Source organism: Nocardia huaxiensis (assembly GCF_013744875.1).
Classification (GTDB): Bacteria; Actinomycetota; Actinomycetes; order Mycobacteriales; family Mycobacteriaceae; genus Nocardia; species Nocardia huaxiensis.
The window spans coordinates 8,298,051-8,312,231 of sequence record NZ_CP059399.1; the positions used below are offsets into that span (position 1 = coordinate 8,298,051).

Annotated in this window: 9 protein-coding genes; 6 read left to right on the forward strand and 3 right to left on the reverse strand. The window is 67.5% G+C overall.

Annotation, left to right across the window (positions count from 1 at the left end):
- Nucleotides 1–9 precede the first annotated feature (9 nt).
- The 5 genes from H0264_RS39140 (at nt 10) to H0264_RS38035 (ending at nt 8,149) form a co-directional block, all read left to right on the forward strand.
- A complete protein-coding gene (locus tag H0264_RS39140) occupies nt 10–3,009 on the forward strand; it encodes a LuxR C-terminal-related transcriptional regulator (RefSeq protein WP_181582014.1) in 3,000 nt (999 codons plus the stop codon).
- Nucleotides 3,010–3,055: 46 nt separating this feature from the next.
- A complete protein-coding gene (locus H0264_RS38020) occupies nt 3,056–4,165 on the forward strand; it encodes a hypothetical protein (RefSeq protein ID WP_244976068.1) in 1,110 nt (369 codons plus the stop codon).
- Between the two features lie 104 nt (nt 4,166–4,269).
- Nucleotides 4,270–5,625: a S1 family peptidase gene (locus H0264_RS38025; RefSeq protein ID WP_181582015.1), complete on the forward strand. Its 1,356-nt coding sequence runs from the start codon at nt 4,270–4,272 to the stop codon at nt 5,623–5,625.
- Nucleotides 5,626–5,782: 157 nt separating this feature from the next.
- A complete protein-coding gene (locus tag H0264_RS38030) occupies nt 5,783–7,117 on the forward strand; it encodes a S1 family peptidase (RefSeq protein ID WP_231083670.1) in 1,335 nt (444 codons plus the stop codon).
- Between the two features lie 192 nt (nt 7,118–7,309).
- Nucleotides 7,310–8,149 (forward strand): NRDE family protein, encoded by an 840-nt coding sequence (locus H0264_RS38035; RefSeq protein WP_181582016.1) that lies wholly within the window; start codon nt 7,310–7,312, stop codon nt 8,147–8,149.
- 63 nt (nt 8,150–8,212) lie between these two features.
- Here the strand turns inward: H0264_RS38035 and H0264_RS38040 are convergent, their stop codons facing one another.
- Nucleotides 8,213–8,965 carry a DUF8020 domain-containing protein gene (locus tag H0264_RS38040; protein ID WP_181582017.1) on the reverse strand — a complete coding sequence of 251 codons (753 nt, stop codon included), beginning with the start codon at nt 8,963–8,965 and terminating at the stop codon, nt 8,213–8,215.
- A 372-nt stretch (nt 8,966–9,337) separates the two neighbouring features.
- On the opposite strand from H0264_RS38040, the gene H0264_RS38045 reads away from it, so the two are divergent.
- The gene (locus tag H0264_RS38045; RefSeq protein WP_181582018.1) at nt 9,338–12,523 is read left to right on the forward strand and encodes a (Fe-S)-binding protein; all 3,186 of its coding nucleotides are present in this window, start codon (nt 9,338–9,340) and stop codon (nt 12,521–12,523) included.
- An 85-nt stretch (nt 12,524–12,608) separates the two neighbouring features.
- Here the strand turns inward: H0264_RS38045 and H0264_RS38050 are convergent, their stop codons facing one another.
- Together H0264_RS38050 and H0264_RS38055 are read right to left on the reverse strand one after the other, a co-directional pair.
- Complete coding sequence (locus H0264_RS38050) at nt 12,609–13,457, reverse strand: glycosyltransferase family 2 protein (RefSeq protein WP_181582019.1); 849 nt, start codon at nt 13,455–13,457, stop codon at nt 12,609–12,611.
- A 377-nt stretch (nt 13,458–13,834) separates the two neighbouring features.
- On the reverse strand, nt 13,835–14,179 hold the full coding sequence (locus H0264_RS38055) for a hypothetical protein (RefSeq protein ID WP_181582020.1): 345 nt from the start codon (nt 14,177–14,179) through the stop codon (nt 13,835–13,837).
- Nucleotides 14,180–14,181 lie beyond the last annotated feature (2 nt).

The following is a 14,181-nucleotide window of genomic DNA, read 5'->3' on the forward strand; positions in this document are numbered from 1 at the left end:
GGGTATGTAGTGATAGGCAACACCCCCGTCGCGCTCGACTCCCTCCCGTGCGCACGAGAAATCTTCCGGGACCTGGATTCCCCCGACTCCACGCCCCCGCTCTACCTCATCCGCGGCCGCTCCGGCACCGGCAAATCCACCCTGCTCGCAGCCATCCGAACCCGCCTGCAACTGCGCGGCGTCACGATCACCGACCGCCCGAACGACCTTGCGGTCCCCGGTGATCCGGCGCTCGGATCCCCCGCCGGCGACATCGCCCGCTCGGCTGTGCCCGGTCTTCGGCATTCCGGCCCGCATTCGACCGGAACCGAGCCCACCGCAGGCGATCCCGTGACCGACCGCGCCGCGTCGGCGGAGGGCTCGGCCTCCCGTGCGAACTCGGTCTCGAACGGCGCGGCGGCGGTGAGCGCCCGGGTCGCCCAGCACGCTGTGGCACTGGTGGTCGACGACGCCCACACCCTCGGCTCGGCGGATTTCGAAATGCTCTGCGCCGCAGTGGAGTCGGGTATGTGCACGGTGATCATCGCCACCCTCCCGCGCCCGCACGACGGGAGACTGCGCGCGCTGGCGGATCTGGTGGCCCGCCGTGGTCGCCTGGTCGACCTGCGGCCCCTGGGCGTGAACGAGATCGCCCCGTTCGCACGGGAGTTGGGGATGATGGTGCCGCGCGGGCTGGCGCAGCACATTCATCGCCAGACCGACGGCATCCACGGCGGCGTGGTGGCGGCGCTGACCGCCGCCTGCGCGACCCGCCTGGATGCCGGGATGACCGCCGTCGACGCCGCCGTGACGGCATGGGCCCGCACCCGGCTCGCCGACGCCGATCCCGACTTGCTCGACACCTTCGTGGTGGCGGCCATCGGCGCGGGCCTGGACGCCAGTGAACTGAGTGAGGTGCTGGAGGTATCCCTCACCGCCGCACAGGATCTGGTGGACCGCGCCCGCTCGGGCGCGCTGATCACGGATGCGGATCTCCTGCTCTCCCCCGCCGTGGCCCCGCTGCGCACCCTGGTCGGCGACCGCCGTTTCCTGGCGGTGCAGCGCAAACTCCTGCACGCTCGCCTGGACGCGGGCCTGCTTCGCGATCACACCGCCGTGCTGCTGGCCGAATCCGGTGTTCGCGACCCTCGCCTCGCCGAATTCCTGTGCACCACAGCCGAAAAAGCGGGCGATGACGCAGTCCGCCACTATGCGGCGGCAGCCGCCGCCGGCGCCGATCGCACGGTGATCGCCGTCCGGTGGGCCGATGCGGCGGCTCGAGCGGGCGATCGCGACACCGCCATCCGCCTCGCCGAACCCGCCCTGGCCCGCCCGGACACCCCACCGGCGGAACTGGCTGCGGCCGTACGCATCTGCGCCGGCGTCTGGACCCGCCGTGGCCACGCCGAGCGCGCCGCCCAGCTCTACACCTGGCTCGGTCCACACCGAGTCGGCCCGGACTGGGCCCTGGCCGCCACCGTCCTCTATCTCTCCGGTGACCGCGACACCGCCCGCACCCTGTCCGTCTCCGCCTCCCAATGGCCCCCGACAGAGGCGACGACCCGCGCCACCCTCATCGCGGAAGCTCTGGCCGACTCGACCGTAGGCGTGCCCGGCCCCGTCGTCGCGTCGACCGCAACCGTCGCATCGAACGCAGCCGTTCCCAACGGCTCCGACGCGGCGCCGACCATGGGTCACGCCGTTCCAGCACCTGCCGCCTCGGGCACGGCGCGGACGGCTGTGGACCACCCCCGCACGGACTCGACCTCGGGCACCACCGCCGACCGCATCGCCGCGAACGGGGACGCTGGTCCGATCGCCGCCTCGCACACCGGAACCGGCTCGACCGCGGGCGCTTTCGCTGCGATGCCCGGCGCAGGCGACCCCCGGCGCAGTGCGGCGGTGGCGGCGGCGTCGGCGCTGATCCGGGCCGCGCATTCGGGTGTCGCGCCCGGGGAGAACGGCGGGGATCGGTTCCTGCCGTGCTCGGCGGTGTCGATCGCGACGCTGCTGTGCCTGAGCATGGGCGAACCACGCAGGGCCGCAGACGCTTTGCGCGGGTCCGCGCGGGATCCACAGCTTCTGGTGCTGGCGGCGTGGGTGGCCATGCTGGGCGGGGACGAGCAGTCCGCGGCGGCGATCGTCGCGGATATCGATGTGCGGCAGCTGGATCCACGTGATCGGCTGCTGGCGCACGGGGTGATCGTGGGGCTGGCTCGGCGCAGCGGGGACCACACCGCGCTGACGCTGGCCTGGCAGGCCGCGTATCCGCTGTTCGACGAGGTGGGCGCGGATCTGCTGGCGCTCTTGCCGATCGGTGAACTGTGGCTGGCGGGGATTCGCCTCGAGGATGAGGGGCGGGTGACGGCGCTCGTGCGCGCCGCGGCGGAACTGCTGCGGCAGCTCGGCGAGCCACCCGCGTGGGCGAATGCCTTCCACTGGTACGCGATTCAGGCCGCCATCGCCCACGAGAGTCCGAATGATCTACTGCCGCATGCCTATCGGTTGAAGGCGGCGGCCGAGGCCGGAGATCCGCAGGCGGCAGCGCTCGCCGATGCCGGCCGCACCTGGGTGCTGGTGCTGCGCGGCCAGGTGGTGCGCGATCAGGTCGAGGCGGCCGTGCGGCGCCTGGCTGCCCTGGGCCTCATCTGGGACGCGGCGCGCCTGGCCAGTGAGGCGGCGCTGGCCGCCGCGGACGCCGCGACCGCCACCGCCCTGTTGAAACTGGCCCGCACGGTCCGCGCCCAGGCCCGCCCGCCGGAGAGCGCGGTGGTCCGTTCACCGGCCCCGGCGGACCCGGCGCCGCGCCCGGAGCCGCTCACCGATACCGTGCTGAGTGAACGTGAGCGTGAGGTGGCCGAACTGGTACTGCTCGGTTTGACCTACCGGGAGATCGGCGCTCGCCTCTACATCTCCGCGAAGACGGTGGAGCACCATGTGGCGCGGATAAGACGTCGAATCGGTGCGGGCTCGCGTTCGGAGTTATTGTCAATGCTCCGCGCCATGGGCCACGGTTCACTTCTCGTGTGATCATCGGTGTGGGGAGAAACCTGACGCACCGAGTGAGGTAACGAGGATGGCCACTGGGGTGGGCCTGCGCATAGCCGACGACGAATGCGTCGTGGCTGTCGTGACCGGCGATGACGCCACACTCCCGGTGCACTACATCGTGCGCGAGTCGATCCTGCACATGTCCGAGGACGGCGACGCCGAACTGGGCGGCGAACCACCGGAAGGCCATTCGCACTCGATCGGCGGTTTCGTCTCCGCGGTGGGCGATCCGGCCGGCATGCCGGTGGACGACGGTGAGGCGTATCGCGCCGAGGACCTGATGGCCACGGCCGCGTTCTGCCTGATCAACCTGGCCGCCGAGCTGCTGAACGGCCCGGCCGAGTTCTATGCCGCGCATCCGGCCACCTGGCCCGAGGCCAATGTTCGCGCGCTACGCGAGGCCCTGGATTATCTGGGCCTGAAGTCCGTCGTCCTGGTGAGCGAACGGGATCTCCCGCAGCCCGACGCCGACACCGGAAAGTCCTACGCCTACAACGCCGCCCGCGCGGCCCTGGCGGCGGTGCTGGCCACGCCCGCCGGCCTCACCCCGCCCGACCCGACGGCCTCGACGGAGAACGCCGCCGACGTCACCGATGTGCTGCCCGCCCTGTCCTCGGTCGCACCGCTGGCGCAGGCGTATTCGGCGGCCTTCCCGGCCGCCACCACCGCCGAGCCCGCGATCGCCGAACCGGTCGCGATCGAGCCCAGAAGATCGCCGTCGCGCGCCAATAGGGGCCCGTACCTGATCGCCGCGGCGGCCGCCCTGATCGGTTTGCTCCTCGGTGGCCTCGGAGTCGCGACCGTGTTGCGGCAGGAGGACGACACCCCGCCTCCGCGCGGCGAGGTCCGCTCCCAGCCGTCGCTGACCGAGAGCGCCCCGCCGCCCACTCCGGTGGCCCCGCCGGTCGCGTCGCCGCTCGAGCAGGAGCCGATTACCGAGGCTCCGGTCATCACCACCACGGTCGAACCGCCGCCCCCGACCACCGTGGAGACCCCGCCGCCGACCACCCGGCCGAGTACGCCGACGACGACCTATCAGGCGCCGACGACCACCAACCGGTATCCGCAGATCCCCACCTTCGAGATTCCGGGCCCGCCGGTCCTGCAGGACCCGTGGGGCCGTACTCCGCGCTGATTTCGTAGAGACCTTCGGGGGTTCTTGCCCTAAAGTGATGCGCTGACCGATGTTCCGCAAAGTAACCGGATCGTCGGTCTGCTGGTGCACTACGAAGGGACTCCATGCGCAAGTTCATGGCGCGCCGCGCCGCGGTCAAGGCAGCCACCGTCGCTTTCGCTTCGGCCGTCTTCGTGAGTCCCCTGCTACCAACGGTTTCCGCGTCCGCCGACCCGATCCAGCTGGCCGCGGAGAATCTGCCGGCCGAACTGGTCCAGGCCATCGCGCGCGATCTGAAGATGACTCCCGCCGAGTACCTGGACCGCGCCGCGAAGGCCCAGCAATTGCGGGAATACGCCAGCGAATTCCGCACCGAACGCCCCGACGAATTCGCGGGCGCCTGGCTCGGCACCGACGGCAAACCGGTCATGGCGGTGACGTCCCTGGACGCGGCGCGCATTGCCGCGGAGGACGGTTACCAAACGCGCCTGGCTCCGATCAGCGCCGAGAATCTGGAAATTTCACTCACCCAGCTGAATTCGTGGATCGCCGAACTGCCCTTCGATCTGTCGAGTGCGATCAATTCGGTGGCCATCGACTTCCTCAACAGTCAGCTGGTGCTGAGTGTGGCCAACACTCCGGCCGGCCATCTGCTGAACCTGCCCACGCTGCTCGCCAATATCAAGGTGATGCTGTCGCCGAACAGCGGCGGCCCGGTGGAGCGCCGGCCCATGGGCGGCGACACCTACATCAGCGCCCCGACCACGCTCGATGACTCCGCGCTGCAGAGCGTCGATGTGTGCTCGTTCGGTTTCAATGCCACCGACAGTGCGGGCAATCCCCTGAATATCAGTGCCGGGCACTGCAATCCGAATCTCGGCAAGTCCAACGACCAAGCCGAGGTCTACCTGCCGAACGTGCGCGCGCTGGCCGCCAGCCCGCAGGTCGGCACGTTCGTGACCTCACGGCTGGGCGGTGCGGCCGCCCTCGACTATGCGGTCATCAAGCTCAATGACGCCGCGGTGCGCAATGGCATGGATCAGCCGAATGTGCGCGGCGCCAACGGAACCACGCTCACCATCACCGGTATCGCGAATCCGGTGACGGGCGCGCCGGTGTGCAAGTCGGGCCAATCGTCCACGTTCACTTGCGGTTTCGTGGTGGCGGATCGGGTGGAGACGCAGCTGTACACCACCGAGGGCCAGTCCAAGACGGTGCGCGGTTTCGCCAGCAGCGCCTGCACGCTGGGCGGCGATTCCGGTGGCGCGATCGTCTCGGGCACGCTCGCGCTGGGTATCACGAGTGGTTCGAATGCGGCCGACGCGCCGAATTGCAACGAGGCCAATGCCGCGCTGGCGCAGTACGGTGGCACCGCGACCCTCGGAATTCCGATCACCGCGATCCTGTCCGATATCGACGCCAACTCCGGCGGCGGACTGGGCAGTGGGATCCAGGTCCGGACCCGGCCGAACGCCGGCTGAGCGGACTCGGGAGAAGGCGTCGGCAGGGCGCCTCCGGAAACTCGGCGCGACACGTTTCGATCTTGAACCCGACACGCCGATTGTTTGCGCAGGGAATACCCAATCGTCACCCTGCAATAAGTAGGCATAACGGGCTCGACACCATATAGTCCTGGGCATGCTCCTGCCACGTATGCGCAATACCTCGCCGACCGCGGCCGGTCCGCGGTCCCTTGTTCGTAGAGCAGCGATCGCAGCGGCCGCGCTGCTGGTCGCAGGTCCTATGGCGGCGAGTGCGCACGCGGAGCCCGCGGCGCCGAACCTGCCCGCCGAACTGATCGCCGCCATCACGCGCGATCTCAAGATCTCCCCCGCCGACTACCTGCAGCGCTCCGAGCTGGCCCAGCAGGTGGCGGCCTTCTCCACCACCGCGCAGCGCCAGTACCCGGATCTGTTCGCCGGCGCCTGGCTCGACGAGGCCGGCAAGGCCATCGTCGCCCTGGCCGACGGCCCCGGCATCGACGCGGCCCGCAAGGCCGTGCAGGACGCGGGCTACACGGTCAAGGATGTCGCCAAGAGCGAATCCACCCTGCGCAGTGAGAAGAACGCCTTCCTGAAGTGGATGGAGGGCCAGCCCGCCGAGGTGTCCGGCCAGATTCGCGGCGTGGCCATCGACACCGTCAACAACACCCTCGCGGTGCGGGCGGACCAGATCGGCCTCCAGCTACCCGGTTTCGCGAACTCGGCACGCGTCATCGTGATGGCGGCCCCGCCGGTCGCCGGTGAAACCGTCGACATCCCCAAGGCCGACGCCATCGCCTCCACCGGCACCGGCGCGATCGCCGCGGGCGACGCCTACGCCTCGGTGGCCGGCCGCATGTCGCTGCGCTGCTCGATGGGCTTCAACGGCCTCGATCACGACAACTACGTCGTGAACATCACCGCGGGCCACTGCAACCCGAACATCGCGGCCACCAATGGCGGCGAGAACTCCCCCGGCGTGTTCGAGCTGGTGAACGACAAGGTCGGTCAGCAGCTGGGCCGCTTCGAGAAGTCGGTGCTGGGCAACCAGGACTACTCGATCGTGCGCGTCTTCGACACCACCGGTGATCGTTTCGAGAACAACCTGGTGCGCGTGCCGAACGCCGCGCCGATCGGCATCACGGGCGTGGCGATTCCGGTCGTCGGCGCTCCCGTCTGCAAGTCCGGTTCGCGGACCGGTTTCTCCTGCGGCACCGTGAACGCGGTGGACCAGACCGTCCAGGTCGGTGACCGGCTGCTCACCCAGTCCTTCTCCGCCAATATCTGCGCCCTGCCCGGCGACAGCGGCGGCCCGATCGTGACCGGCACCCTGGCCCTGGGCATCTCCAGCGCCTCGTCGGTCGCCGACTACCCGATCTGCGAGATCCCCAACCTGATCGGCCTGCTGACCGGCAACCAGCCGCAGCTGTTCGCCCAGCCGGTGAGCGTGGTGCTCTCCGACAACCCGGGTCTGCGCCTGTTCGGCAAGTGATCCCCGGCAGGTAGTACGGAGCCTTCGAAAAGGCCGGTAGCTCAACAGCTACCGGCCTTTTGGTATGCAGGGCAACCTCATCCCTGCCACAAGGGGTGTAATCCGCTGAGGCAGCGCTGAGGCGGCAAACGGACCCGAAGTGGTTGGCGCAAGGCGTATGCCGGGCGCCGCCGTGTCCGGCATCCTGGGAGTATGTGTTTGGTGTTGGCCGGGTGGCAGGCACACCCGGAGTATCGGTTGATCATCGCCGCGAACCGGGACGAGTTCTTCACGCGCCCAACGGAATCGCTGCGGGAATGGCCCGAAGCGCCGGGCCTGCTGGCGGGCCGGGATCTGGGCGCGGGCAGCGGCGTTCCGGGCACCTGGCTGGGATTGGCGCAGGACGCGCAGCGCTTCGCGACGGTGACGAATGTGCGCGGCAAGAACGAGAACCGCACCGACGCCCGTTCGCGCGGGGCGCTACTCATGGACTTCCTGCACGGCGACATGAGCCCGGAGAAGTTCGTCCGCGACGCCGCCGCCGAGCCGGACGACTACAACGGCTACAACGTGCTGGCCTCGGATCTGGAGACGCTGTGGTGGCACAGCAATCGCAGCGAACTCGCGCCGCGCGAACTGGCGCCGGGCTTCCACGGCATCTCGAACGGGGCGCTGGTGGGGTCACTGGCCCCCGAGGGTGACGAAATACACACGGGCACTGCGACTCCCGCCTGGCCAAAAGTCCGCGAGGGCGTGCGCGGGCTGCGCGCGGTGGTCGCCTCCGACCCCGCGAATGTGGCGGGCTACCTGAAAGTGCTGTCCGACCGCACCCGCGCCGGCTTCGCCGAACTTCCCGACACCGGCCTCGGCAAGCTTCACGAGCGCACGGCCTCGTCCCGATTCGTCTCGCACCCCTTACACGGAACTCGTTGCAGCACAGTCCTACTGGTCCGTGAGGACGGCAGCTTCCGGATGACCGAACGCACCTGGTCCCGCTTCGGCCGCCGCAAGGGCACGGTGTCGTTCGAGGGCGTGCTGGATCTGCCCGCCTGAAAAACGACATCGGCCCGCCCCCGACGAGCAGGGCGGGCCGATGAGGTTGGTACAGCTGGTGGCTTACTTGCCGCCGTTGGCCCACTTGGAGGTGCCGGGATCGGCCTGCAGCGTCTGCATCAGCTCGATGCCGGCGGCCAGCAGGGTCGGGCCACCCACCGCGATGGTGCCGAGGATGCCGCCGATGGTGGCGCCGGTCGGCAGACCGACGATGCAACCGACGATGACGCCGATCAGGCCCAGCGCGCAACCGACGATCGCACCGATGGCGGTGCCGACGAAGGCGCCGATGGCGGTGGCGAGGCTGAACTGGCTGCCGAAGTTGGACATGGCGGCCTGGTTCTCGGACGGCGAAGCGATGTCCTTCACCTGCGCGTTGACGACCGGGTCGTTGGTCTGCAGGTTCACACCGAAGGTCTGGTCGGCGACCGGCTTGTATTCAGCCGGAGCGACCGGGGTGATCTCGAGCACCTTGCCGTCGTTCTTGAGCTCGGACTTCACCGGGATCTCGACGCCGGCGATGGAGTACTCGAGCGGGAAGGAGATCACGGTGGCACCCGAGATGTCCTTCACGTTCACCAGCGACGGCAGCTTCTCCGGAGCAACGCCGTCCTCGGTGACCTCCGCCTTCTGCTCGACGACCTCGAAGGTGCCGTTCTTGAGCGTGGAGACGATCGTCTTGTCGACGAGCTTGGTGGAGTAGTTGATCCCCGCATCCTCGGCGGGAGCAGCAGGTTCAGCGTGCGCGACCGTCGTCCCGATGGTCATTGCGCCGATGACCAGGGCAGCCGCCGCAGTGGTGCTGCGAAACTTCATTCGGTTTTCCAATCCATCATCAGGTATCCGCTGTGGCACCTCCGCCTCGCGAGGCCCAGGCTTCCCTCAGGCCGACCACGCGCGAACGGTTCCTCCCCGAGCAATGTGAAGGTGCACACAGCTATTCGGACAGCGTGAGCTTAGTCCAAGCGAACTTCAGAAGCGAGATTGCTTTCATCCGGAATGTCGGACCCGAAGTACAAGTAAGCCTGCCCTTTGTTGGGGTTCTGATTTGCCGGGATTTACAGTGCGGGAAAGCTCTGGACAGCTAAGTTACCGACGGGTAACTTACTGTCCGTTAGGATACGAGCCAATCAGGGCAGACCAGGCTGCCCGCGAGAAGGTTCGTTGAACCGGAGAAAGGTCGGCGACATGAATGCCCTGACAGTGACGCTGGGCGCGATTGGAGCGACGCTCAGTCTTTTGTGTTGGGCGTCGTTCATCGGAGGTGCGAGCAAGATTGCTCGTTCCGTCATGGTCGGCCAGTCCGCGCCGGATCGGTGGCGGCCCTTCTTCCCGCGCTTCAAGACGATGGTGATCGAGTTCCTCGCGCACACGCGCATGAACAAGTTCCGCACCGTCGGCTGGGCGCACTGGCTGGTCATGATCGGCTTCCTCGCCGGCATGATCCTGTTCTTCGAGGCGTACGGCCAGACCTTCAACCCGGAGTTCCACTGGCCGATCATCGGCAACTGGTGGATCTACCACCTGATGGACGAGATCCTCGGCATCGGCACCGTGGTCGGCATCGTCACGCTGATCATCATTCGCCAGCTGAACCATCCCCGTGTGCCCGAACGCCTTTCGCGTTTCAGCGGCTCGAAGTTCGGTCCCGCCTACACGATCGAGTCCATCGTCCTCGTCGAGGGCCTGGGCATGATCCTGGTCAAGGCCGGCAAGATCGCCACCTACCACCACTCCAACGCGAGCAGCGACTTCTTCACCATGCAGGTCGCCAAGCTGCTGCCGGTGAGCCCGACGCTCATCTCCATCTTCGCGTTCTTCAAGCTCATGTCCGGCAGCCTCTTCCTGCTGCTGGTCGGCCGCAATCTGACGTGGGGTGTGGCCTGGCACCGCTTCGCCGCCTTCCCCAATATCTACTTCAAGCGTGAGGCCGACGGCGACGTCGCCCTGGGCGCGCTGAAGCCGATGATGTCCAAGGGCAAGCCGATCGACATGGAGACGGCCGACCCCGACAACGACACCTTCGGCGTCGGCAAGTTCGAGGACTTCTCCTGGAAGGACATCCTCGACGTCACCACCTGCACCGAGTGCGGTCGCTGCCAGTCCCAGTGCCCCGCGTGGAACACCGGCAAGCCGCTGTCGCCGAAGCTGCTGATCATGTCGCTGCGTGACCACGGCTACGCCAAGGCCCCGTACCTGCTGGCCGGTGGCCGCAAGGACATGGGCGGCGACGAGATCGGTCTGGTGGACGCCGAGGGCAAGCCGAACGAGCGTGCGCTGAACCAGATTTCGGAGGCCGCCCGCGCCGAGGCCGAGCGCCCGCTGGTCGGCGGCGAGGATGTCAACGGCATCATCGACCCCGAGGTGCTGTGGTCCTGCACCACCTGTGGCGCGTGTGTCGAGCAGTGCCCCGTGGACATCGAGCACGTCGACCACATCATCGACATGCGCCGCTACCAGGTGCTCATCGAGTCGGAGTTCCCCTCCGAGCTCGCGGGCCTGTTCAAGAACCTGGAGAACAAGGGCAACCCCTGGGGCCAGAACGCCAAGGACCGCCTGAACTGGATCTCCGAGCTGGACTTCGACATTCCGGTCTTCGGCCAGGACGCCGACTCCTTCGACGGCTATGAATACCTCTTCTGGGTCGGCTGCGCCGGCGCCTACGAGGACCGCGCCAAGAAGACCACCAAGGCCGTCGCCGAGCTGTTGGCCACCGCCGGTGTGAAGTTCATGGTTCTCGGCCAGGAAGAGACCTGCACCGGTGACTCGGCTCGCCGCGCGGGCAACGAGTTCCTGTTCCAGCAGCTGGCCATGCAGAACATCGAACTGCTGAACTCGGTCTTCGAGGGCGTCGAACAGTCGAAGAAGAAGATCGTCGTCACCTGCGCCCACTGCTTCAACGCGTTGAACAACGAGTACCCGCAGGTCGGCGGCACCTACGAGGTCGTCCACCACACCCAGCTGCTGAACCGCCTGGTGCGGGCAAAGTCGCTGATCCCGGTCTCCCCGGTCGCACAGAACGTGACCTACCACGACCCGTGCTACCTGGGTCGCCACAACAAGATCTACAACGCGCCTCGTGAGCTGATGGCGGCATCGGGCTCGACCCTGGTCGAAATGCCCCGCCACGGTGAACGTTCCATGTGCTGTGGCGCCGGTGGCGCCCGCATGTGGATGGAAGAGCAGCTCGGCAAGCGCATCAATGTCGACCGCGTCGACGAGGCCCTGGACACGTTGAAGGGCGGCAACGAGCCGTCCATGATCGCGACGGGTTGCCCCTTCTGCCGCGTCATGCTCACCGACGGAGTCACCGCCCGCAAGGACGGCGGCGAGGTCGGCCAGGGCGTCGAGGTCGTCGATGTCGCCCAGCTCATGCTGCAGTCCATCGATCGCATCGAGCCGTCCCAGCTGTCGGAGAACCTGAAGGTCGTCCAGCAGCCGAAGGTCGTTGAGCCGGAACCGGTTTCCGAACCGGAGCCGGTCAAGGCCGAGGCTGCCGTGGCCGAGGCCCCGGCCGAGCCGAAGGCCGCACCGGCCGGCGGCGGCCTGGGCATGAAGGGTGGCCTCAAGCCGCCCGGCGGCGGCAAGGGCTTGGCCATGAAGGGCGGCCTGAAGGCTCCGGGCGCGAAGGCCGCGGCTCCGGCCGAAACCGCTGCTCCTGCAGAGGCTTCCGCGGAGGCACCGGCCGCCGCTCCGACCGCCAAGCCCGGTGGGCTCGGTATGAAGGGTGGCCTGAAGGCGCCGGGCGGCAAGGGTCTCGCCATGAAGGGCGCGGCCAAGGCTCCGGGCGCGAAGCCGGCCGCCGACGCCGCTCCGGCCGAAAGCGCCGCTCCGGCAGCAGCTTCCGCCGAAGCCCCGGCCACCGAGCCCGCCACTCCGGCCGCGAAGCCGGGCGGTCTCGCCATGAAGGGCGGCCTCAAGGCCCCCGGCGGCAAGGGTCTCGCCATGAAGGGCGCCGCCAAGGCCCCGGGCGCCAAGCCCGCCGCCGAGGCTGCTCCGGCCGCCCCCGCTCCGGCGGAATCGGCTCCGGCAGAAGCCGCTTCGGCTCCCGCAACCTCGACCCCCGCCGAGGCGAGCGAAGCGAAGCCGTCCATCGCCCCGAAGGGCCTGGCCATGAAGTCCGGCCTGAAGCGCCCCGGCCCGAAGGCTCCGGGCAACGCTGCCCCCGCAGCCCCGGCTGCCCCGGCAGCCGAAGCCCCTGCGCCCCAGGCTGATCCGGCCCCCGCCGCCGAGGCTCCGGCCGACCCGGCCCCGGCTCCGTCCGCGGAAGGCAACGGCTCCGACAGCAACGGCACCACCGCCAAGCCCCCGACCGCCAAGCCCGGCGGCCTCGGCTTCAAGGGCGGCGCCAAGGCCCCCGGCCGCAAGAGCTAACCAGCTCCGGCGGTAACAGCCGAACAACCAAAAGAAGGGCCCCGGATCCACCAGGATCCGGGGCCCTTCTCATTGCTCCGTCAGCTCACCGCCCGATAGCCGAAATCCGTTCCACCCCAGGCCGGAACGAGAACCGCCGCCGATTGAAGTCCCAGAACCGATAGAGCGGCCACTGCAGGGTGTGCGTGGCCCAAGCGCACGAGACGATGAACTTGTCCACAGCCCGCGGCTGAGCCCCGTGATCGCGGAGCGTGCGTAGCCCCACCATCTGAAACTCCCACTGCTTCCGTGGACTGGTCCGCCGCCGCCGAGCCGAGGTCTGCGCCCGCATGTTCACCAGCTGATCGATCCGCAACCCCTTCTTCAACAAGCAGATTGCGAGATCCAAATCCTCTGCGACATCGGCCCGAACCTGCGTGTCCTCCCGAACCTGCTCCCAGGCTTCCCGCCGAATCGCCATATTCGGCCCATACATGTTCCCGACCCGGCCACCCATCTGTCCGGCCCGAATCATCAACCACTGCCCCGACTTCAGGAAGAACCCGATCGGCGAATCGTGATACGTACACAGCCCGGTCACCGCAGCCGTCTCCGGATTCTCCGCAAGGAAGTCCCGGATCGTCACCGCCCAGTCCGCGGCCACAATCGTGTCCGCATCGGTCCGAGCGATGATCTCCCCCCGAGCCTTGTCGAACCCAGCATTCCGAGCCGACGGTATCCCCCGCTGCGGCTGATGAATCAACTCCACCTGCGGATAAGCCTCAGCAATGTGCCGCACCACCTCCGCAGTCCCATCCTCGGACCCGTTGTCCACCACGATGATCTCGTCAACGCCGTCCTGCGCCACCAGCCGCCGCAGCGTTTCCTCGATCACCCCGGCCTCGTTGAGAACCGGAATCACAACCGACAACAGCGGCCCAGATCGATCCGCCATAGAACGTACCCCCGACTATCCATGCTCCATCTTCCGCTGCAATTGTCGCCCGACCCAGACACACCGCAACCCACAAGTTCTGGTGTCACACAAACTTCACACCGCGCCAATGAACGTCAGAAGAGGAATGCCGAACACCCGGCATCGCGAAGGCAACACAACGAAAACTCACGATGAATAACCACAGCCGCCCTGCGATCACGAAGAGGCGGATCGCCCCGGCACCCGCAGCATCGAACGCCTCGAACCCAACCCGCCGTCTTCCATCAACCGAAACTCGGTCAGCCGCCACGGAATCTCATCGGCGAGACTGCCATCTATTTATCTATCCAACTGTACTCGACCCTGTCATTCAACACGAAGATTCGACCAGCTTCCTACGTCTGGAGGAAATCGCGAAAGTCCGTTAGCGCCTGCATGAATTCAATCTCAGGCAGAGTGACCGCATCGAACTGCTCATACAGCGACGCCACTGTAACCGTGTCGACATCGCTGAGATAGACGTGGGTTGCGTTGAACGCCAACCCCACCGGATTTTCCGGGTATGCAGCTTTGATCCCCTTCCAATCACCCATCATGATCTGCACCGTATCCAGGTCGTGCATATCATCGAAGAAATCCGATAGAGCGAAGAGAATCTCCTGCGAATAACCTTCATTCTCGGCAATGACAAATCCGTCCTCGTCGAAATGAAATATCCATCCACGCAACTCATCCGACATAT

What these genes read in the sequence shown, in the direction of transcription:
- H0264_RS38020 (WP_244976068.1), top strand. Translation starts at nt 3,056, where the DNA reads ATGGCCACTGGGGTGGGCCTGCGCATAGCCGACGACGAATGCGTCGTG.
- H0264_RS38025 (WP_181582015.1), top strand. Translation starts at nt 4,270, where the DNA reads ATGCGCAAGTTCATGGCGCGCCGCGCCGCGGTCAAGGCAGCCACCGTC.
- H0264_RS38030 (WP_231083670.1), top strand. Translation starts at nt 5,783, where the DNA reads ATGCTCCTGCCACGTATGCGCAATACCTCGCCGACCGCGGCCGGTCCG.
- H0264_RS38035 (WP_181582016.1), top strand. Translation starts at nt 7,310, where the DNA reads ATGTGTTTGGTGTTGGCCGGGTGGCAGGCACACCCGGAGTATCGGTTG.
- H0264_RS38040 (WP_181582017.1), bottom strand. Translation starts at nt 8,965, where the DNA reads ATGAAGTTTCGCAGCACCACTGCGGCGGCTGCCCTGGTCATCGGCGCA.
- H0264_RS38045 (WP_181582018.1), top strand. Translation starts at nt 9,338, where the DNA reads ATGAATGCCCTGACAGTGACGCTGGGCGCGATTGGAGCGACGCTCAGT.
- H0264_RS38050 (WP_181582019.1), bottom strand. Translation starts at nt 13,457, where the DNA reads ATGGCGGATCGATCTGGGCCGCTGTTGTCGGTTGTGATTCCGGTTCTC.
- H0264_RS38055 (WP_181582020.1), bottom strand. Translation starts at nt 14,179, where the DNA reads ATGTCGGATGAGTTGCGTGGATGGATATTTCATTTCGACGAGGACGGA.